The organism is Burkholderia pyrrocinia (assembly GCF_001028665.1).
In the GTDB taxonomy this organism is placed as follows: domain Bacteria; phylum Pseudomonadota; class Gammaproteobacteria; order Burkholderiales; family Burkholderiaceae; genus Burkholderia; species Burkholderia pyrrocinia.
Map to the genome: position 1 here is coordinate 47,519 of NZ_CP011504.1, position 20,312 is coordinate 67,830.

Annotated in this window: 19 protein-coding genes; 10 read left to right on the forward strand and 9 right to left on the reverse strand. The window is 66.6% G+C overall.

Going from position 1 to position 20,312, the window contains the following annotated elements; genetic code table 11:
- Positions 1 to 280: 280 nt before the first annotated feature.
- Together ABD05_RS16585 and ABD05_RS16590 are read left to right on the forward strand one after the other, a co-directional pair.
- On the forward strand, positions 281 to 688 hold the full coding sequence (locus tag ABD05_RS16585) for a DUF427 domain-containing protein (RefSeq protein ID WP_047901298.1): 408 nt from the start codon (positions 281 to 283) through the stop codon (positions 686 to 688).
- Between the two features lie 174 nt (positions 689 to 862).
- Positions 863 to 1,855, forward strand: coding sequence for a sulfonate ABC transporter substrate-binding protein (locus tag ABD05_RS16590; RefSeq protein ID WP_047901299.1), 993 nt, complete (start codon positions 863 to 865; stop codon positions 1,853 to 1,855).
- 27 nt (positions 1,856 to 1,882) lie between these two features.
- Here ABD05_RS16590 and ABD05_RS16595 read toward each other — a convergent pair whose 3' ends face one another.
- Positions 1,883 to 2,467: a putative glycolipid-binding domain-containing protein gene (locus tag ABD05_RS16595; RefSeq protein ID WP_047901300.1), complete on the reverse strand. Its 585-nt coding sequence runs from the start codon at positions 2,465 to 2,467 to the stop codon at positions 1,883 to 1,885.
- Between the two features lie 259 nt (positions 2,468 to 2,726).
- Between ABD05_RS16595 and ABD05_RS16600 the strand changes: the two genes are divergently transcribed.
- On the forward strand, positions 2,727 to 3,635 hold the full coding sequence (locus ABD05_RS16600; protein WP_047901301.1) for a LysR family transcriptional regulator: 909 nt from the start codon (positions 2,727 to 2,729) through the stop codon (positions 3,633 to 3,635).
- An 18-nt stretch (positions 3,636 to 3,653) separates the two neighbouring features.
- Here the strand turns inward: ABD05_RS16600 and potE are convergent, their stop codons facing one another.
- Both potE and ABD05_RS16610 read right to left on the reverse strand, forming a co-directional pair.
- Positions 3,654 to 5,039, reverse strand: a complete 1,386-nt coding sequence (gene potE, locus ABD05_RS16605) for a putrescine-ornithine antiporter (RefSeq protein ID WP_047901302.1) — start codon at positions 5,037 to 5,039, stop codon at positions 3,654 to 3,656.
- 62 nt (positions 5,040 to 5,101) lie between these two features.
- On the reverse strand, positions 5,102 to 7,402 hold the full coding sequence (locus tag ABD05_RS16610) for an Orn/Lys/Arg family decarboxylase (protein ID WP_047901303.1): 2,301 nt from the start codon (positions 7,400 to 7,402) through the stop codon (positions 5,102 to 5,104).
- A gap of 499 nt (positions 7,403 to 7,901) precedes the next feature.
- Between ABD05_RS16610 and ABD05_RS16615 the strand changes: the two genes are divergently transcribed.
- Positions 7,902 to 10,082 carry an ornithine decarboxylase gene (locus ABD05_RS16615; RefSeq protein ID WP_148669104.1) on the forward strand — a complete coding sequence of 727 codons (2,181 nt, stop codon included), beginning with the start codon at positions 7,902 to 7,904 and terminating at the stop codon, positions 10,080 to 10,082.
- 265 nt (positions 10,083 to 10,347) lie between these two features.
- On the opposite strand, the gene ABD05_RS16620 is transcribed toward ABD05_RS16615, so the two are convergent.
- The 3 genes from ABD05_RS16620 to ABD05_RS16630 form a co-directional block, all read right to left on the reverse strand.
- The gene (locus ABD05_RS16620) at positions 10,348 to 11,505 is read right to left on the reverse strand and encodes an iron-containing alcohol dehydrogenase (protein ID WP_047901304.1); all 1,158 of its coding nucleotides are present in this window, start codon (positions 11,503 to 11,505) and stop codon (positions 10,348 to 10,350) included.
- The gene (locus ABD05_RS16625; protein WP_047903596.1) at positions 11,502 to 11,837 is read right to left on the reverse strand and encodes a putative quinol monooxygenase; all 336 of its coding nucleotides are present in this window, start codon (positions 11,835 to 11,837) and stop codon (positions 11,502 to 11,504) included. Before ABD05_RS16625 ends, ABD05_RS16620 begins: the two co-directional genes overlap by 4 nt.
- Before the next feature lie 264 nt (positions 11,838 to 12,101).
- Positions 12,102 to 12,818, reverse strand: a complete 717-nt coding sequence (locus tag ABD05_RS16630) for an SDR family oxidoreductase (protein WP_047901305.1) — start codon at positions 12,816 to 12,818, stop codon at positions 12,102 to 12,104.
- Positions 12,819 to 12,951: 133 nt separating this feature from the next.
- Here ABD05_RS16630 and ABD05_RS16635 point away from each other — a divergent pair, with 133 nt between their 5' ends.
- Complete coding sequence (locus ABD05_RS16635; RefSeq protein WP_047901306.1) at positions 12,952 to 13,929, forward strand: LysR family transcriptional regulator; 978 nt, start codon at positions 12,952 to 12,954, stop codon at positions 13,927 to 13,929.
- A gap of 43 nt (positions 13,930 to 13,972) precedes the next feature.
- Here the strand turns inward: ABD05_RS16635 and ABD05_RS16640 are convergent, their stop codons facing one another.
- Complete coding sequence (locus ABD05_RS16640) at positions 13,973 to 14,710, reverse strand: SDR family oxidoreductase (protein ID WP_047901307.1); 738 nt, start codon at positions 14,708 to 14,710, stop codon at positions 13,973 to 13,975.
- A 103-nt stretch (positions 14,711 to 14,813) separates the two neighbouring features.
- On the opposite strand from ABD05_RS16640, the gene ABD05_RS16645 reads away from it, so the two are divergent.
- The 4 genes from ABD05_RS16645 (at position 14,814) to ABD05_RS16660 (ending at position 18,676) form a co-directional block, all read left to right on the forward strand.
- On the forward strand, positions 14,814 to 15,761 hold the full coding sequence (locus tag ABD05_RS16645) for a LysR family transcriptional regulator (RefSeq protein ID WP_047901308.1): 948 nt from the start codon (positions 14,814 to 14,816) through the stop codon (positions 15,759 to 15,761).
- Between the two features lie 151 nt (positions 15,762 to 15,912).
- Complete coding sequence (locus ABD05_RS16650; RefSeq protein WP_047901309.1) at positions 15,913 to 17,301, forward strand: nucleobase:cation symporter-2 family protein; 1,389 nt, start codon at positions 15,913 to 15,915, stop codon at positions 17,299 to 17,301.
- 414 nt (positions 17,302 to 17,715) lie between these two features.
- The gene (locus ABD05_RS38940) at positions 17,716 to 18,114 is read left to right on the forward strand and encodes a hypothetical protein (RefSeq protein ID WP_238594152.1); all 399 of its coding nucleotides are present in this window, start codon (positions 17,716 to 17,718) and stop codon (positions 18,112 to 18,114) included.
- A gap of 244 nt (positions 18,115 to 18,358) precedes the next feature.
- Positions 18,359 to 18,676, forward strand: a complete 318-nt coding sequence (locus tag ABD05_RS16660; protein WP_047903597.1) for a hypothetical protein — start codon at positions 18,359 to 18,361, stop codon at positions 18,674 to 18,676.
- Between the two features lie 311 nt (positions 18,677 to 18,987).
- Here the strand turns inward: ABD05_RS16660 and ABD05_RS16665 are convergent, their stop codons facing one another.
- Positions 18,988 to 19,227 carry a hypothetical protein gene (locus ABD05_RS16665; RefSeq protein WP_047903598.1) on the reverse strand — a complete coding sequence of 80 codons (240 nt, stop codon included), beginning with the start codon at positions 19,225 to 19,227 and terminating at the stop codon, positions 18,988 to 18,990.
- A 314-nt stretch (positions 19,228 to 19,541) separates the two neighbouring features.
- Between ABD05_RS16665 and ABD05_RS16670 the strand changes: the two genes are divergently transcribed.
- Positions 19,542 to 19,946: an NUDIX hydrolase gene (locus ABD05_RS16670; RefSeq protein ID WP_047901311.1), complete on the forward strand. Its 405-nt coding sequence runs from the start codon at positions 19,542 to 19,544 to the stop codon at positions 19,944 to 19,946.
- 102 nt (positions 19,947 to 20,048) lie between these two features.
- Here ABD05_RS16670 and ABD05_RS16675 read toward each other — a convergent pair whose 3' ends face one another.
- The gene (locus ABD05_RS16675; RefSeq protein WP_047903599.1) at positions 20,049 to 20,261 is read right to left on the reverse strand and encodes a hypothetical protein; all 213 of its coding nucleotides are present in this window, start codon (positions 20,259 to 20,261) and stop codon (positions 20,049 to 20,051) included.
- Between the last annotated feature and the right edge of the window lie 51 nt (positions 20,262 to 20,312).

Below are 20,312 nucleotides of genomic sequence, written 5' to 3' on the forward strand. Positions count from 1 at the left end.
TGAGTCATGCGAATGACGACGGCCGATCTTCGCGCGCCGCCCGCCGATCGCTTACCAATTAATTCGGCGTTGCTTATCGCCGCAGGTGCATCCCGCTGCCCGTGCATGAATATGTCCACGCTAGCGCCGGGGCATCGTCCGGCAGCCTTGCCGCGCCGCCGCCTTCCGGCCCCCTGCAGACTCTCCGGAATTGGCGCATCGTATCGGCTGGCAAACGCCGGCACGGGCGCGCCGGGATCCGCCCGACGCCGCCGCGCCGCCGATTCCTGGAGGACCCACGATGTCGATCAGCTCCGATACGCCCTCTCGTCCCGTGAAGTCGCCGGGCCCCGATCATCCGATCACGATCGAGCCGCATCCGTGGCGCGTGGTGGTCACGGTGGCCGGCAAGGTCGTCGCCGATACGCGCCGCGCGCTGGCGCTGCGCGAGGCCAGCTATCCGGCCGTGCTCTACATCCCGCGCGAAGACGCCGACATGTCGCTGCTGCGCCGCACCGACCATGCGACCTACTGCCCGTACAAGGGCGACTGCGCGTACTACTCGATCCCCGCCGGCGGCGAACGCGCGACCAACGCGGTGTGGACCTACGAGCATCCGTATCCGGCCGTCGAAGCGATTCGCGGGCACCTCGCGTTCTATCCGGACCGCGTCGATTCGATCGAGGAAAACGCCGCCGACGCAGCCTGAGCGCCGCTGATTTGCATATGCGCATTCATTGGTTGGCCGCCGGCCCGCGCGGCCGTATCGTCCTGAATCCGGCGCGGGCCGGCCCGGTGCGAGCATCGCCCGCATCGGGCCCCGTCCTGCGCCGGCCGCGCCGCCTTGGCGCGCGACTCGTGAACCCGCACGCAGGACACCCCGATGAGCGACACACTGCACGCAGACGTTGAAACGCCCCCGTCGAACCCGCGCCGCCGCCAATGGCTGCACGGCGCGGCCGCCGGGCTTGCCGGGCTAGCGCTCGGGCCGCTCGCGACCCTGCCCGCACAGGCCCAGGGCAATGGCACGCGGCTGCGCATCGGGTTCCAGAAATACGGCAACTTCGTTGTGCTGAAGGCACACGGCACGCTCGAGAAGCGTCTCGCGAGCCAGGGCGTCGCGGTGCAATGGCTCGAATTTCCGGCCGGCCCGCAACTGCTCGAAGGGCTGAACGCCGGCGCGATCGATGTCGGCACGGTCGGCGAAACGCCGCCGATCTTCGCGCAAGCCGGCGGCGTCGATTTCGTCTATATCGGCAACGAACCGCCCGCGCCGCAGGGCGAGGCGATCGTCGTGCTGCCCGATTCGCCGATCCGCAACGTCGCGCAACTGCGCGGCAAGAAGGTCGCGTTCAACAAGGGCTCGAACGTTCACTACCTGCTCGTGAAGGCGCTCGAACATGCGGGCCTCGCGTATGCCGACATCCAGCCGATCTACCTGACGCCCGCCGACGCGCGCGCCGCGTTCGTGCAGCGCAGCGTCGATGCGTGGGTGATCTGGGATCCGTATCTGGCGGCCGCCGAACGGCAGCTCGGCGCGCGCGTGATCGCGAACGGCGAAGGGCTCGTGCGCAACACGCAGTACTACCTCGCGGCACGCAAGTACGCGGCCGCTTATCCGCAGGTGCTGCGCGCGCTGCTCGACGAAGTCGACGCGACCGATCGCTGGGCGCGCGACCACATTCCCGAGGTTGCCACGCAACTGTCGCCGCTCGTCGGCCTCGACGCACCGACGCTCGAAGTCGCGCTCAAGCGCGCCGGCTACGGCGTGCAGCCGGTCACCGACGCGACGGTCGCGTATCAGCAGAACATCGCCGACACGTTCAGCACGCTGAAGCTGATTCCCGGCAAGCTGACGGTCGCCAGCGCGCGCTGATGCGCCGCCGATGCGCGATGCGACGCGTTACGGTGCAGGCGCCGCGCCGATGCGCCGCCATTCGTCGTAGTCGGTGACGAGGCCCGCTTCGTCGATCGCGATATCGGCCGCATACGTGCCGCTCTCGTAGCGATATACGAGCGGCGCCGTACGCGTATAGCGCTGCTCGCCACGCACGATGACGAAATCCGGAAAGCGCAACCAGGCGGTATGGATCACCGCGGAGTCGCCGACGGCCAGCGCCAGCCGCCGGATCGGCAGCGTATTGGTCGACGGGCTGAAACCGAGGTCGATGTCGGTTGCGCCCGCGAGCATCGGCGCGTCGACGCCGTCGATCGTCCAGCGCTCTCCGTCGCATGCGATGTCCAGTTGTTGCGGTGGCAACGTGCCGATCCAGCGTGTCACGCGCGCCGAGCGCGTGAGCCAGTCGGCGCCGCAGGCGATCGCATAGTCGATGCGAAACGGCGTGCCGTCGATCGCGCCCGATACCGAACCCGACAGATCGACTCCCGTTCGCGTCTCCGCGAGCCGGCACCATTCGGCCGCCTGCCACGTCTGCACGATCTGCCACGCGACGCATCGCGTGCGCATCGCTTCATCCTGTTGCGTCATGTCGCCGTCTCCTGTCGGTCACGCGAAGGCCGATTTTCGCTCATCGCGTCGATGAACACACGCGGCTTCGGCGACCGGCATGTCCACCCGCACCAGCCGGCTTTCGACCGATAGTCAGTATCGGCTCAACCCGCACGGTCGAGCCGACGACGCTTTGGTACCATCCGTCGAGCGGAACACGCTCCGGCACGCACCGTCGTTCGTCGACGACAGCAGGCATCGGCCGGGAATCGGACAAGCAGACAACAGGCGCGATTTCATGGATTTGTTGGCGACGATGCGCATCTACGTCAGGGTCGTGGAGCGTGGCACGATGTCCGGCGCGGCGCGGGATCTCGACATGGGCCAGCCGGCCGTCAGCGAGCGCATCGAAAGGCTCGAAAAACATCTCGGCACGCGGCTGCTGATGCGCAGTGCGCGCACCCTTGCGTGCACGGAAGAAGGCCGCGTCTTCTACGAGCGCAGCAAGGCGCTGCTCGAGGCGGCCGAAGTGGCGGTCGCATCGGTATCGAAGACGGAAAACGCGCTCGACGGCACGATCCGGCTCGCGGCGCCGCAATGCTTCGGCGAGGTCGTGATGCCGGGCATGCTGATGCATGTCCGCACTGCGTATCCGAAATTGCATATCGACCTGGTGCTGAACGACGATATCGTCGATCCGGTCACGGAAGGCGTCGACATCTCGATCCGGGTCGGCCAGCTCGGCGACGGCGGGTTCGTCGCGCACGCGCTCGGCGAGGTCGGCCGCGTGCTGGTGGCCGCGCCGTCGTATCTCGACCGGCACGGCCCGATCGAAACGAAGGCCGATCTCGCGACTCACCCGTTCGTCCGCGTGAAGGGTGTCTTCGCCAACGAGCAGTTGCCGTTGCAGCGCGCAGGCGGCGCACTCGAATACGCGCGTATCCGGACCGTCATGACGACCAGCCACTGGCGCCCGATGTTCGACATGATCCTGGCCGGCGGCGGCATCGGCGTGGTGCAGCAGCCAGCCTGCGCCGACGCGCTGGCGCTCGGCACGCTCGTCAGGATTCTGCCGCAGTACGAGATCCCCGACTTCGCGCTCAACGTACTCGTGCACGCGCAGCGGCCGCTGCCGCCGCGCGTGCGCGCCATCGTCGATCTGCTGAAGAAGGAAATCCCGCCGCTGCTGAAGCGGCGTGTCCGTTAGCAGCGGCGATCCCCGCCCTCACGCCTGCAGCGACTTCCCCGGCTCCTTCACGTGCGCGTCGACTTCCATCTGGTAGAAGCGCGCGCTGACGAAGCCGAACAGCGTCCAGCCCAGGAACACGCACAGGCCGCCGAGCATCAGCGCCTGCTCGCCCGAGCTGAACAGCGCATAGAAGCTGTACGCGGTGGCGACCATCGCGATCGCGTTCGTCAACAGCGCCTTGGCCGGCGGCACCTTCGCGACCTTCTGGATCGTGATCAGCGCGGCCATCGACATCACGTACGGCACGAGGTTCGTGACGACCGCGAGATCGACGATCTTCTGGAACTGGCTGCTCAATTCCGGGCTGATCGTCATCAGCGCCAGCGCGACCTGCGCGACGAGCAGGATCACCATGCCGACGATCGGCGTGCCCGTGCGCGTCGCGCGCCCGAACACCGGCAGGAAGTAACCGACGTCCGCCGAGCTCTTGAACACCTGCGCGACCGTGAACTGCCAGCCGAGCAGCGAGCCGATGCACGCGATCACCATCAGCGCGGTGACGATCGTGCCGACCGTCGGCGTGAACATCGTCGCGAACGCGATGCCGAACGGCGCATTCGACGCCGCAAGGATCGCGTTGGGCACGATCCCCGCGATCACGTTGGTCGACACGATGTAGAAGATCGCCGATGCGATCGTGCCGCCGAGCACGGCGATCGGCACGTTGCGCTCCGGATTCTCGACCGCGTCCGAGTTCGCGCACGCCGATTCGAGCCCGAGGAACGCCCACAGCGTCACCGCGATCGAGCTGCCGACGGCCGGCCCGAACGGCAGGTTGTGCGGATTCCACGCGGCGCCCCAGGTCGCGCCGCTGAACCAGAACCAGCCGATCAGCGACACGACGACGACCGGAATGATCACGCCCCACACGGTGACCGCGCCGATCCGGCCGGTGATGCGCGAGCCGCCGAAGTTCGCGACCGTCGTCAGCACGAGCAGGAAGACGGTCCACAGGCATGTTTGCAGCGGCGACAGCGTCGCATCGAACAGCACGGTGCCGTAGCCGACCGCCGTGACGCCGATCGCGACGTTGGCGATCACGAGCGACAGCCCGTACGTGTAGTTCGCCATGTAGTTGCCGGCCTTGCCGAACGCGTATTCCGCGTAGCCGCCCATCCCGCCCGGCTTGCGGCTCAACATCCCGCAGCGCGCGAACGCATAGGCCAGCGCGAGCGAGCCGCCGGCCGTGACGATCCACGACAGCAGCGAGATCGTGCCGACCTGCGCGAGCTTCGACGGCAGCAGGATGATGCCGGAACCCATCATGTTGACTGCCGTGAGGATGGTGAGCTGCCAGACATTCATGCGGTTCTTCGGCGCGGCCGCCGGGGCCGCGTCGGATATGCGCGCTGCGTTTTCCATGATGTCGATCCTTCGATGTGAGGCCGCCGCGCGGCCGGTCGCTCGTTCGTCCGGCCGCCCGCTCAGGCCGTCAGGCAGTACACGCGGTACGTGCCGTCGTCGACTTCCACGCCGTGCGTGTCGTGCGCGAAGCCCGGAAAGCGCCGGTCGTACGCTTCGAGCGCCTTCAGGTAACCGAGCACCGGGCCGCCGGCCGGCCCCGCGTTCTCGCCCGGCATCAGCAGCGGAATGCCCGGCGGATACGGCACGACACCGGTGGCGACCGTGCGCCCGGCCAGCTCGTCGAGCGAGACCTGCTCGACGCGGCCCTGCACGAGATGCTCGTACGCGCGCACCGGGCTCATCTCCGGCTTCGGCAGGATCGAGAACGCCTCCGACATCAGCCGCGTCGTGCCGAGCTGCTCCATCGCCGCGAACATCGTGTCGGCCAGGTCCTTCAGCCCCATGCCCGCATAACGCGCGCCATGCTCCTTCACGAGCGACGGAATCGCCATGTCGAGCGGCAGGTTCGCGTCGTAGTCGCGCTTGAAGTCGCACAGTGCACTGACGAGCGAGCCCCACTTGCCCTTCGTGATGCCGATCGAGAACAGGAACAGGATCGTGAAGTCGGTCGTCTTCTCGACGACGATCCCGCGCGCATCGAGATAGGCGGTCAACACGCTCGCCGGAATGCCGACCGGCATCAGGCCGCCGGCCGGCGCGACGCCCGGCGTGACGATCGACACCTTGATCGGATCGAGCATGCAGTAGCCGTCCTCGATATTGCCGAAGCCGTGCCATTGCGCGCCGGGCTTCAGCATCCAGCACCACGGGTCGGTGGCGAGCAGTTCCGGCGGCGCCTCGTGGAACGGCAGCGACCGGCCCGTGCGCGTGTCGAGCACCGTATCGGGCTGCCAGCATTCGACGAACCAGTCGCCCTTCGCCGCGTACTCGGCATTCATCCGCGCGATCATCTGCCGGAACGCGACGGCCTCCTCGATCGACTCGCGCGTCAGCGCTTCGCCGCCGGGGCCGTCCATCATCGCGGCCGCGACGTCGTTCGACGCGATGATCGCGTAGTTCGGCGACGTCGACGCATGCATCATGAACGTTTCGTTAAACTGACCATGCGGAATCGGGCTGCGGCCGTCGCGCACGTGGATGTACGACGCCTGCGACAGCGCGGTCAGCAGCTTGTGCGTCGACTGCGTCGCGAACACCGTCGGCCGGTCCGCATGATGGTCGCGCGGGTCGCCGTGCATTGCATGGCGGTCGCGGTAGATCGGGTTGAAGCGCGCATAGCCGTACCACGCTTCGTCGAAGTGCAGCCGGTCGACGCTCGCGCCGAGCAGCTCCTCGACGCGCGTAACGTTGTAGCAGAGGCCGTCGTAAGTCGAGTTCGTGACGATCGCGTGCTTCGGCTGGCGATCGGCCAGCCCGGCCGCGAGCGGGTTCGATGCGATCGCCTCGCGGATCGCCGCCTGCGTGAGGCGCTCGGACGCGATCGGCCCGATGATCCCGTAGCGGTTGCGCGTCGGCACAAGGTAGGTCGGGATCGCGCCCGACATCGTCATCGCATGCTCGGCCGACTTGTGGCAATTGCGGTCGCACAGCGCGATCTGGTCGCGGCTCACGCTCGCCATCAGGATGATGCGGTTCGACGTCGACGAGCCGTTCGTCACGTGATACGTGCGATGCGCGCCGAACACGCGCGCCGCGTAGCGCTCGCTTTCGCCGATCGGGCCCGAGTGGTCGAGCAGCGAGCCGAGTTCGCCGACCGAGATCGACAGGTCGGAGCGGAACAGCGATTCGCCGAAGTATTCGAAGAACGCGCGGCCGACCGGCGACTTCAGGAAGCCCGTGCCGCCCGTGTGGCCGGGCGTATGCCACGAGTATTCGTAAACACGCGAGAACTTCGCGAGCGCGCCGAACATCGGCGGCAGCACGGTCGAGCGATAGCGTTCGATCGCCGCGTGGATGCGCCCGCCGATGAAGTCGGCCGTATCCTCGAGCAGCCAGACGAAATCGTCGACCTGGCCCATGACCGCGGACGGCACCGACGACGCGACGCTGCGGTCGGCCAGCAGGAAGATCGGCACGTTGGCATTGCGATGCCGGATCGCTTCGACCACGGCCTCGGACGGCCCGTGGCCGTCCACGCCGAGATCCCAGTCGAGCAGCACGCACTGGATCGACGGATCGGAACGGATCAGCATGATCGCATCGTCGGCGGACGTCGCCGTAAGCACGTCGATGTCGCGTTGCGCGAGCTCCGCGCTCAGCGTGCGGACCGCACGCCCGGTCGCCGTTTCCTGCGCGATTTCGTCGTCGACCAGCAGTGCACGCATGCCGAGACGACGAATGCCACCGACGGGTGTATTCATGATGTTGCCCTCGCTGTTCCGTTGCTTCGTTGGTGTTGTACGTCTCACGAGCACGCGGACAGCAGGCCACGGGCGGCGACATGAGACGCTCGCAATTCCGGCTTGAATCGCCATCCAATTCGGAGCCGACTATGCCATAGTTGCCTTTCGATGAAAAGCCGACGATTCGGTAAAACCGTCAACCCCTTTCAAATCGGATTTCATAATTGGATCATTTTTATGTGCACTGCAGCACGCCAATTACCGCTTATTTGATCATTCTCATCTTTCAATGACATTGTTGTTTCCGGTCGATTGAGTTCGCCTTGTTTTGTTGCTACGATCGGCTGCGCCGTGCATTGACCGGCGGCGGCTGTGCCTCGCTGCGCAAGGCTGCTTCGTGCGGCGCGCATTCGGCATTCAGCATTCGCGGGAGCATTTCAATCGGCTGCGGCGCATGCCGGATTACGTACCGGCGCGAATGCAGCGCCCGCTTCCGCACATTTTCGGGAGAATTCGCGTGAGCCTGTTGAAAATCGCAGTCGAGCCGGCGCTGATTGGCGCCTTCCTCACCACGCACGAACAGGTCGACGTATTTCAGACCGATTTCACGAATATCTCGGCAATCGTCGTCGGAATCGATTCGGCACAAAAGATTCTGAAAGCCGTCGAAAGAACCGGCTTCGCGATTCCGTTCTTCGTCGCGGTCGAGCCCGACCAGGAAGTGCCGCCGTCGGTCCTGCCGAGCGCGAGCGGCGTGATCCAGCTCGGGCACGGCGGCCGCCACTACTACGGCCGGCAGATTTCATCCGCCGCCGACATCTACAGCGAGAACCTGCTGCCGCCGTTCTTCAAGGTCATGCGCGAATACGTGCAGCGCGGCTACGTCGAGTTCGACTGCCCCGGCCACCAGGGCGGCCAGTTCTTCTCGAGTCATCCGCTCGGCCGGATGTTCTTCGACTTCTTCGGCGAAACGCTCTTTCGCGCCGACCTCTGCAACGCGGACGTCCGACTCGGCGACCTGCTGATCCACGAAGGCCCCGCGCTCGAAGCGCAGCGCAACGCCGCGCGGATCTACAACGCCGACAAGACCTGGTTCGTGCTGAACGGCACGTCGACGTCGAACAAGGTCGTCACGAGCGCGCTGCTCGCGCCCGACGATCTCGTGCTGTTCGACCGCAACAACCATAAATCGGTGCACCTCGGCGCGCTCGTGCTGTCCGGCGCGCGGCCGGTCTACCTCGAGACCGCGCGCAACGCGTGGGGCCTCATCGGCGGCGTCGACAACGCGGCGCTCGACGAAGCGCGCATTCGCGACGCGATCCGCGACGTCGCGCCCGAGCGCGCCGACCTGCCGCGCCCGTTCCGGCTCGCGGTGATCCAGCTCGGCACCTACGACGGCACGATCTACAACGCGCGGGAAATCGTCGACCGGATCGGGCATCTGTGCGACTACATCCTGTTCGATTCGGCCTGGGTCGGCTACGAGCAGTTCATCCCGATGATGCAGGACTGCTCGCCGCTGATGCTGACGCTCGGCCCGGACGATCCCGGCATCCTCGTCACGCAGTCGGTGCACAAGCAGCAGGCCGGCTTCTCGCAGACGTCGCAGATCCACAAGAAGGACAGCCATATCGAAGGCCAGAAGCGTTTCTGCGATCACCGGCGCTTCAACAACGCGTACATGATCCATGCGTCGACGAGCCCGTTCTACCCGATGTTCGCGGCGCTCGACGTCAATGCGCAGATGCACGCGGGGCCGGCCGGCAAGCGCCTGTGGCGCGACTGCGTCGCGCACGGCGTCGAAGCGCGCAAGCTGCTGCTGAAGACTTGCCGCCAGATCCGCCCGTTCGTTCCGCAGCATGTCGACGGCCGCCCGTGGGCCGACTACCCGACCGAGCAGATCGTCGACGACCTGCGCTTCTTCCGCTTCCATCCGGCCGACACGTGGCACGGTTTCGACGGCTATGCGGACAACCAGTACTTCGTCGATCCGTGCAAGCTGCTGCTGACGACGCCCGGCATCGATCGCGACACGCACGAGTACGCGCCGTTCGGCGCGCCGGCGCCGATCCTCGCGCGCTACCTGCGCGAGCACGGCGTCGTGCCCGAAAAGGCCGACCTGTACACGATCCTGTTCCTGCTCACGCCGTCGGAGAGCTTCGGCAAGCTGCAGCATCTGGTCGCGCACCTCGCGCAGTTCGAACGCCATCTCGACCAGGACACGCCGCTGCGCGAAGCGATCCCGTCGTTGTGCGAAGCGTATCCGGAGCTGTACGGCAACATGCGCCTGCGGCAGTTGTGCCAGCGCATGCACGACTTCTACCGCAGCCACGACATGAAGCATTTGCAGAAGCAGATGTTCCGCCGCGCGCAGTTCCCGAAGCAGGCGATGCTGCCGCAGGCCGCGAATGCCGAACTGATCCGCAACAACGTCGAGCTCGTCACGCTCGATCGCATCGAAGGCCGGATCGCGACCGAAGGCGCGCTGCCCTATCCGCCCGGCATCTTCTGCGTGGTGCCCGGCGAAACGTGGGGCGGCCCGGCGCTCGACTACTTCCGCGCGCTCGAAGCCGGGATCAACGCACTGCCGGGCTTCGAACCGGAAATCCAGGGCGTCTACCTGCAAACGAAGCCGGACGGCACGAAGCAGGCGTCGGCGTACGTGGTGGTCGAGCACGCGCGCGCATCGCTGGCCTGAGCGCGTCGGCGGCCGGCCCGCGCGGCGCTTGGCGCACGGGCCGGGCCCTGCGGTAGCGTCCTGCATTCCGCGCCAACCGAAGCGTCGCGTCGAAACCCATCCGTCGATTCGATCCGATGCGGCCCCGCCCCTGCCCGGCGCCGTCGCGTCGTGCGTAAAGGACGGGGTTGCATTCGAGATTCGCGTATCTCTGCTGGCCGGCGTCGCCGAAAACGTCTGTGTCGGCATCCTGCCGGCCAGCTCACCGCGATTCACGCCCGCCGCATCACCACGCCTGCCGATAGATCTCCAGCGCGTCGGCCTCCGTCACCTCGCGCGGATTGTTCACGAGCAGGCGCGTCTGCAGCATCGCGTCCGACGCCATCCTCGGCAGGTCGCCCTCGCCGATGCCGACTTCGCGCAGCGTGCGCGGGATGCCCGTCGCGACGATCAGCCGGTCGATCTCCGCGATCAGCGCATGCGTCCTCGCTTCGTCGCTGCCCGTCGCCGACGGCGCGACGATCGCCGCGAGTTCCGCATACAGCGGTGCGGCGGCCGGCGCGTTGAAGCGCAGCACGTGCGGCAGCACGAGCGCATTCGACAATCCGTGCGGCACGTGGAAGATCCCGCCGACCGGATAGGCCAGCGCATGCACGGCCGCGACCGGCGCGTTCGCGAATGCCTGCCCCGCGAACATCGCGCCGACCAGCATCGCCTCGCGCGCGTGCCGGTCGTGGCCGTCGTCGCAGGCCGCGAGCAGGTTGCGCGACAGCAGCGTCAGCGCGTGCACGGCCAGCATGTCGGACACCGGGTTCTTCAGCCGCGCGGACGTATAGGCTTCGATCGCATGCACCATCGCGTCGATGCCCGTCGCGGCGGTCGCCGCGCGCGGCAGGCCGAGCGTCAGCTCGGCGTCGAGGATCGCGACGTCCGCGAACAGGTGCGGCGACACGACGCCCATCTTGCGCGCCTCGCCGACCGTGACGATCGACACGGCCGTCACTTCGGAGCCCGTGCCGGCCGTCGTCGGCATCTGCACGAGCGGCAACCGTGCGCTCGCGACCTTGTCGACGCCGTACATGTCGGCCAGCGCCTGCTGCCCCGGCGCGAGCACCGCGATCAGCTTCGCGACGTCCATCGACGAACCGCCGCCCAGGCCGAGCACGATCTCGGCATCGGCCGCGACGGCCCGCTCGGTCGCTTCGAGCACCACGTGCTCGGGCGGATCGGCGATCACGTCGTCGATCACGGTGACCTGCCAGCCGTGCGCGACGAGGCTCTCCAGCGCGGGCGCGAGCACCCCGCTGCGATGCAGGAACGCGTCGGTGACGACGCACAGCCGCACGAGCGCCGGAAAGCGTTCGCGCAACAACGCGCCGAGCCGGCGCGCGGCGCCGAATTCGACGATCTGCGTCGGAACGGTACGAAATTGAAACGGGCTCATCGGGTGCCTCCCGGTGGCGTCGCCGTGCCGTTGTCCGGCTGCACCATGTAGCGCGACACGTCGCGGCGATCGAGCAGCGGAAAGATCGCCCCGATCCCGATGCGCTGGAAATGCGGCGTTTCCCGATGCACGTCGAGGCCGTCCGCGTGGCTGTAACGTTCGAGGATCACGATGTGGTCGGGGTCCGTCGGCGACCGGAAATACGCGTAGTCGAGATTCTTCGGCTCGGTGCGCGTCGCGGGCGCAAGTTCCGCGAGCAGCTCGATCACGCGGTCGCCGTTGCCGGGCTTCGCGTAGAAATGCGCGATGACCTGCAGGTAAGGTTCGTTCATGCGGTGCTCCGTATTCGGCAAGTGCCCGTCACGACGGGGACGCACGCGATGCGCTGCGACCCGGACGGATTCGAACGCGATGCTGCGATACCGGTATCGCAGGCGCGTCGTTGCATTGTATTGAATCGGCGCTGCGTTCGCAGTGCCCCGTAGTGCCGCCTGGCGCCGCGGCCGGACTGCGAACGACATGTCGGATCCCGCAGCGCACTCACGGCGAACCGTTTCGTCACCGGCCGCCCGCTCCGCCCGCCGATACTCGGACGACTACCACGGCACCGTCCGCCCCAGATAATCGAGGTATTCCAGCCCGGGCCGCGCCCGCTTCGCGATCAGCACGTCGACGAGGCTCGGCACGCTCTCGTCGATGGTCAGGCGCGCATCGGGGCCGCCAAGCTCCGTGCGGACCCAGCCGGGCGCCATCAGCGCCAGTGCTCGCGGCGTATCGGCCTGTCGCGCCGCGAAGCTGCGCATGAACTGGTTCAGCGCGGCCTTGCTGCCGCGATAGACCTCGCGCATCCCGCTGACGTTGTTCGCGACGCTGCCCTGCCCCGACGACATCGCGCCGATCAGGCCGTTCTGGGGCACGAGATCCTGCAGCGCCTCGATCACGCGCATCGGCGCGAGCGCATTCGTGATCATCACGCGCACGAACTCGTCGGTCGTCACTTCGCCGATCGTTTCGTTTGGGTCGTTCGTCGTCCCCGCATTCACGAACAGCATGTCGAAGCGCCTGCCCGACAGGCGCTCGCGCAGCGCGGCCAGTTGCGCCGGCTCGCAGATGTCGAGCGTCTCGATCCCGAGCCGGCCGTCGAACCGGTCGGCCAGATCGTGCAGCTTCGTGCGCCCCGACCCTTCGCGCACGGTGCCCGTTACGTTCCAGCCCTTGTTCAGGAATTGCTCCGCCATGGCAAGCCCGAGGCCGCGCGAAGCGGCGACGAGCAGGAGCGTGGGTGCGTTCGGGGTCGATACAGTCGATTGCATGGTTTCCGCCTTTGCCGGGTTTCATGATGCGCCCACTATAGGCACGCACCGGACCATGCACCAGACGCACCGAATGCAATCGATAGTTGCATCGAACGCCATGCCAGACCGCGCAGTGGCGTATCCTGTCCGCATGGAAGACATCGACCTGAACCTCGTTACCGCACTCGACGCGCTGCTGTCGGAAGGCAGCGTGACAGGCGCCGCGCGCCGGCTTGGCCTGAGCACGTCCGCCATGAGCCGCACGCTCACGCGGCTGCGGCTCTCCACCGGCGACCCGTTGCTCGTGCGCGCCGGGCGCAAGCTCGTGCCCACGCCGCACGCGGCCGCATTGCGCGACCGCGTGCATGCGATCGCGAACGACGCGCGCGCCGTGCTGCGCCCGGCGACGACCGACGTGGACATGGCGACGCTAGCAACGACGTTCACCATTCGCGCGTCGGCGTCGTTCATGGAAATGCTGTCCGGCCCGGTGGTCGCCGCGATCGGCGAAGTCGCGCCGCACGTGCGCATCCGCTTCGTGCCCAAGCTCGACCGCGGTCCGCAAGCGCTGCGCGACGGCACCGTCGATCTGGAAATCGGCAAGCGCGGCGACGACGCGCCCGAGCTGCACACACGCATGCTCGGTCACGACTGGTACGTCGCGGTGGCACGCGCCGGACATCCGCTGTTCGCGTCGGCCAGGATCACGCCCGCGCGCTACGCGGCCTGCCGTCACGTGATCGCATCGCAGCTCGGCGATTTCAGCGGACCGGCCGGCGACTCGACCGACCGGCCCGGCCCGGGCCAGACCGTGCACGTCGTCGTCCCCGGCTACCCCGATGCAATGCGCGTCGCGGCCAGCACCGACCTGATCGCGCTGGTGCCGCGCTCGAGCCTCGGCAACGCGTTTTCGCAGGGGCTCGCGGAAGCCCTCGGGCTGCGCAGCTTCGAGATCCCGGTTCGCCTGCCCGCGATCCTCGTCTCCGCGCTATGGCACCCGCGCATGCACGGCGACCCGGTCCACCGTCGCCTGCGCGACGCGGTCATTGCGGTCTGCCAGCGCGCATATCCGGACTCCCGCGCGCCACGCACACCGGCGCGCAGCACGAAAACACGCACGGCCGGCTGACGCCGCGCGCGTACCCGAAGCCGGCCCGCGCAACGCGCACGGCTCAGACCAGCCGGCCGCCGCCGTCGATGTGCAGGATTTCGGCGTTCATGAAGCCGTTGCCCAGCAGGAACACGATCGCCTCCCCGACTTCGTCGGCGCGACCGACACGGCCGCCCGGCAGCGCCGATGCGGCTCCCGCGAGGATCGCCTCGCGCGCTTCCGGGCCGAACGCGTCGTACAGCGGCGTCTCGACGAAACCGGGCGCGACGACGTTGACGCGAATCGGCTTCAGCTCCAGCGCGAGCGATTGCGCCAGCGCTTCGACGCCGCGCACGGCGGCGGCAATCACGGACGTGCCTTGCGCGGACGGACGATCGGACAGTTGCCCGCCGGTCAGTACGATTGAGCCGGTCGCGGGCATCAACGGCAACGCGGCCCGGATCGCGTAGACCGGCCCGGCAATGCGCTCCTGTATCGCGGCGAGCAGGTGATCGGGATCGGTCTCCACCAGCTTGCCGGCGATGAACCGGCCGGCCGTGATAACCAGGTGATCGACGCGCGTCATCGCGTCGAATACGGCCTGCACCGCGTGCCGGTCCGCGATATCGGCCACCGCGATGCGCGCGCCGCCGATCGCCTGCGCGGCCGCCTCGAGCTTCGCGCGGGTCCGGCCGACCAGCGTGACGGTGGCGCCCTTCGCCTTCGCGGCCGCCGCGGCCGCGAGGCCGATTCCGGAGCTCGCGCCGAATATCACGACGTGCGCGCCGTCCAGTGTCGAAGATTGCAGTGCCTCGTTCATGTCGATTCCTCATCGGGGATTGAAGGTTTGCGAACGTTAGGTCATTCTCTATTGCGCCGGAACGTGGGAGACTTGCATAGGGTTCATTCCATAAGAGAATAATATGGATTCGCTGCGGTCCATGCGCGTGTTTGTCCGCGCCATCGAGCTGGGCAATTTTTCGGCGGTCGCTCGCGAGGAAGGCACCGGCCAGCCGACGATCAGCAAGATCGTCGCCGCGTTCGAACAGGAACTGGGCGTTCGCCTGCTCGAACGCTCGACGACGAGCCTCGCGCCGACCGACGAAGGCCGGCGGTTCTACGACCGCTGCAAGCGCGTGCTCGACGAATACGAAAGCGCGGTGGCCGACGTGCGCGGGCAAACGCTGCGGCCGGTCGGCAAGCTGGTCGTCAACGCGCCGCTGGGGCTGGGCGAGTTGAGGCTGAACGCGCTCGTGCTCGAATTCCTCGCCGCGTGGCCGGAGATCGACGTCGAACTTCATTTGACCGATCGCGTGATCGATCTGGTCGAGGAAGGCGTCGACGTCGCCATTCGCCTCGGCCACGTGCTGCCGCCGGACGTCGTCGCGCGCAATATCGCGTCGTCGCCGCGCCTGCTGGTGGCCGCGCCGGCGTATGTGTCGCAGGCGCCGAGGATCCGCCGACCGGAAGACCTGGCGAAGCACGAGTATGTCGGATACGCGCGAGCGGACATCATCGGCAGCGAACTGGAATTTGTGCGGGGCGACGAGAAAATCGCCGTTCCGGTGCACGGGCGGTATCGCGTGAACAGCTCGATTGCGCTGCGGGAATGCTTCCTGGCCGGGAACGCGGTGGGCAGCGCGCCGGCGTGGCTCGTTCAGGACCTGATCGACACCGGCCAGCTCGTCCGCCTGCTGCCGAAGTGGGACATGGTTCCGCCGCATGCGCTGCACCTCGTGTATGCGTCGCGCCGGTATCTGCCGCTCAGGACCCGCACATTCCTGCAATTCGTGGAGCAGCGGATTCCCGAATTGCCCGGATTCAGCGCGACGACGATGACAGCCGCAGCCGCATCGCGGCAAACCCGCTGACCGACGGCCGCCACGCGCACGGCCGGCCGCGCGCCGATCCGTCGCCGTTTCCCCGCCCCGTCGAATCCCCGCCATTGCGGCGCGCGGCGGCGGTGCCGGCGGGCCCTTCGGCTAAAATGCCGCACTTTCCACCTTGTCCGGCCCGCTCGCCATGCAACCCGCCTCCCACGCCCAACCCGCCTCCCACGGCGCCGACGCCGCAGAACCGGCCCGCGACCTCGTCTACGGCCCGAACGACCGGCCGGCGCCAATGGTCGCCTTCGTCGCCGCGCTGCAGCACCTGCTGGCGATCATCGTGCCGATCGTCACGCCCGGCCTGCTGATCTGCCAGGCGCTCGGCGTGTCCAGCCGCGATACGACCCTGATCGTGTCGATGTCGCTGGTGATTTCCGGCATCGCCACCTTCGTCCAGTGCAAGCGCTTCGGCCCGCTGGGCGCCGGCCTGCTGATCGTCCAGGGTACCAGCTTCAACTTCGTCGGCCCGCTGATCGCGGGCGGCAGCCTGATGGTCAAGCAGGGCACGCCGGTCGAGACCGTGATGGCCGCGATCTTCGGCGTCGTGATGGCCGGGTCGTTCGTCGAGATGGGCGTGTCGCGCATCCTGCCGTTCGTGAAGCGCCTGATCACGCCGCTCGTCACCGGCATCGTCGTGCTGCTGATCGGCCTCACGCTGATCAAGGTCGGCCTCATCAGCATGGGCGGCGGCTTTGGCGCGATGGCCAAGGGTACGTTCGCGAGCGCGGAAAACCTGACGCTGTCGGGCCTCGTGCTCGGCACGATCATCCTGCTGAACCGCGTGCCGATCGTCTGGGTGCGCAGCACCGCGCTCGTCATCGCGCTCGTGATCGGCTACCTCGCGGCCGCGTTCCTCGGCCGCCTCGACTTCACCGGCATGCACCAGGCCGCGCTGTTCCAGGTGCCGACGCCGCTGCACTTCGGCATCGGCTTCTCGTGGTCGCTGTTCGTGCCGATGCTGATCATCTACCTCGTCACGTCGCTCGAAGCGATCGGCGACGTCACCGCCACCAGCAAGATCTCGAACGAGCCGGTCGAAGGGCCGGTGTGGATGCAACGAATCAAGGGCGGCGTGCTCGTCAACGGCGCGAACTCGCTGCTGGCCGGCGTGTTCAATACGTTCCCGAGTTCGGTGTTCGCGCAGAACAACGGCGTGATCCAGATCACCGGCGTCGCGAGCCGCCATGTCGGCATCTGGATCGCGGGCATGCTCGTGGTGCTCGGCCTGTTCCCGGTCGTCGCCGGCGTGCTGCAGGCGGTGCCGGAGCCGGTGCTCGGCGGTGCGGCGATGGTGATGTTCGGCGCGGTGGCCGCATCGGGCATCAACATCCTCGCGGGCGTCCAGCTCGATCGCCGCGCGCTGCTGATCATCGCGGTGTCGCTGGCGCTCGGCCTCGGCGTGTCGCAGGTGCCGGACATTCTGAACAGCCTGCCGCACGCGCTGAAGAACGTGCTGGAATCGGGCGTCGCAACGGGCGGCATCTGCGCGCTGGTGATGAACTGGTTCCTGCCGGAACAGAAGTAAGGATCGGCACGTGGCAACCGCGCGGTGCGTCAGGCACCGCGTCGGTTGCCATGAACATCGGTTCGACCCGATCGCGCCTGACAGCCTCGTACCAGCGGCAGTCCGCATCGCCCGAAATAAGATGGGCGCCCGACTAACGACGCGCGTATGATGAACTCATCCGAGCATTCGCGCCCCGTTCGACTGCTCGCCCTCCATCTCCTCTCTCGCTGCATCGCGCTTACTTTCGCACGCAGCACTACGCCTTTCGCCCCACCCGTCGCGCCACACACTGGCGATACTGGCCGGACGCGTTCGTCCCGCGATTCGTCGCGACCGAACGTTCAGACGCTCGTCATGAGCGTGCATCCCTATCGCGGCTTCGAATAATGCCCGCGCAGTTGCCCCATGTGCCGGCGCAGAACGACCGGCCGCATGACGACGACGGCGGCTTCGACACGGCGGTCGAGATTTTGCTTGCGGGGCACTGACGACAACATCGCTCGAAATTGGCCCGTGCGGCGGCTTTCGAGTGAAATCGAACGCTCTCGCCGCGCAGCAAGCCAAGAATTGAACCATAACCGGGAGTGGATAAAAATGAGCTGGTACTGCGATGTGGAGCGCGAACTGGCTCATATCAGGGGAGCGATCGGACTGCTCGAGCAGTCACACGACGCCTTTACCAACCGATCGCTGGTGAGCGATCCGGCGTATTGGCGAGTCAAGCTCGACACACTCCGGACACGATTCGAGCGCAATAAGGTACTCGAATACCAAATCAACGAACTGTTCGCTCGCCTCGATCGAATCCGGGATCCGAACCTTCACAAATAACAATCTGCCACGCACGTCCGGGAATTCGATTGCGCATCGATCCGGGACCCAACACGTGTTGAATGCCGAATTGCAAGCTGCAGCATCGGCTCGACGAACGCGGTATCCGCCGCACCGGCCGTCGCGCGAGTCGCTTTGAACCGGCCTCACTCGCGAGTCGGTCCGTCATCCTTAACGTTTTTCCGGCATGTATGCACCCGGGAAGCAGCCAAACCGGGACCCTGCCGGACTTCGGAGCAACATCATGATCGATGCCAACCCAAACAGCACCTTTCGGCACCTTCCACTGACACCCGAACAGGATGCGGAAATCCGCCACTACATCAAGAAAAAGGAACAACGGGGCGAACCATGGGACACCCCGGAACTGGCGACGATGCTCAGGGACATGCTCGATCCCCCTCCCAACGACGATGAGGAACCTGACGCCGACATCGAGGAAACGAAGCTGGCCTGCGAGTATGCATTGGCCTCGATCGACGATGCCATGGAACCTGTTTCCGCGAGTGAGGAACGAAACGCGGCAATGGAAGCCGAGGAGATGAAACACCCCAGGGGGTAGCGCGCCGCCAGGCCCGACACTCGAGCCTGCGAACTTCGTGGAAGTCCTGTCGTGCGTGCAAATGCGTAACGGCGGCAATGGCCGCGATCGCGCCTGCGTTCGATCGTCGGCATCCACCGCGCAGTCGCGCTCAACGCATCGCCACGTCGCGGCTCACACCCCGTTCGACAGGCAGATGCGATTGCTGATTGCTTCCGATCCGATCGCAGGCATTGCACCTGCGTCGTGTGCGTTTCGCCATCCTGACCGAATCCCCTTTCGAGCAAACCGCAGCGGCGCACGACCTGTGCAGACGACCGCCCGGAAGAAGTTCAGTGAGCCCACAGCTGGCCACGCCGCTCGATCGAAGCCACAACGATATTCAACACATGGCGGACGACATCGCCATCCGTCATGCCGGCATCGAGGTACTGGCGGACCTTCATGATCTGTGGCTGATGGGAACCGTCGTCATTGTTCATCACGAAAATGCTGGCCGTTCCGGCATCGGTCATCAGCGCTACCTGAATGGTCTTGCCGCAAGCGATCGTTTGCATGCTTAGGGTAGTCATCGCCGTGTCCGGTCTGGTCATTGGGCCTCAAGTATGCGCCCCGACAGCCGGGCGAATCCGCCTGTAAACGCTGCTTTTCCAGCCGATTCGTCGGCAATTCGCACGTTGCGAGCAGCTTTGACTTATCGATCGGTGCAATTGCGGTGCCGATCGCCCGGGTTTGTCTTGCATCCGTTCCCGACGGTTCCAGGTGCTCGCCTACGTCACCCTGGACGTAACCGGTTTCCATACGATCGAGCGGTTCCGGCCGATGCCGTCTTGGCACCGTGATAAGCGCTGGCTAGAATCACGCCAGTGTCCACGCCCCCGAGCCCATGAGTTCCCCACAATCGACCGAAGTAGCCATCAAAGAACGGGCGACGATCGTCTGCTACCGCGACGGCCAGGTGTTGCTCGTCGCGCGCGCGTCGTCGCGCTGGGCGCTGCCCGGCGGCACGATCAAGCGCGCGGAAACGCCGCTCGAAGCCGCGCATCGCGAGTTGTGCGAAGAAACCGGCCTGGTCGGCCAGCATCTCGTTTACTCGATGCAATTCACCGGGCTCGCGAAGGCACATCACGTGTTCTTCGCGGAAGTCGGCCCGGACCACACGCCGCAACCGAACAACGAGATCGAGAAATGCCGGTGGTTTCCCATCGACGGCGTCGACGAATTGCGCACGAGCATCCCGACGAAGCGAATCGTCGAACTCGTCCATCACCACGAAATCCGCAAGTCGTAGCCCGCACGAAATCCCGTGGGGCTCGTCCACATCGACGACGAGCGCACACCCGAGCCGGCGACGGCTCGTGTCGTTGTTGGTGGATCGGCGCCGCGCGACCGCTCAGTGCGCGCGCCTTCTTCGTAACTCGTGCGCGGAATAGACGACGAGGAAGATGCCCAGCATCGCGGCACCGGACGCCATGAAGTCGTTTGCGGTTCCCGAGCCGTGCAGGGACGTCGGGAAGATGCCGAGACTCAGTCCTGCGGCAGCGAGAAGCAATCCTGCAGCCACACCCCAGACCGGTCCGGCGGTCCTTTCGATTTTATTTTTCATGCAGCACCCGTCTACAGTCATTACCTGGCCGGTATCGGCGATTAGCGCCGC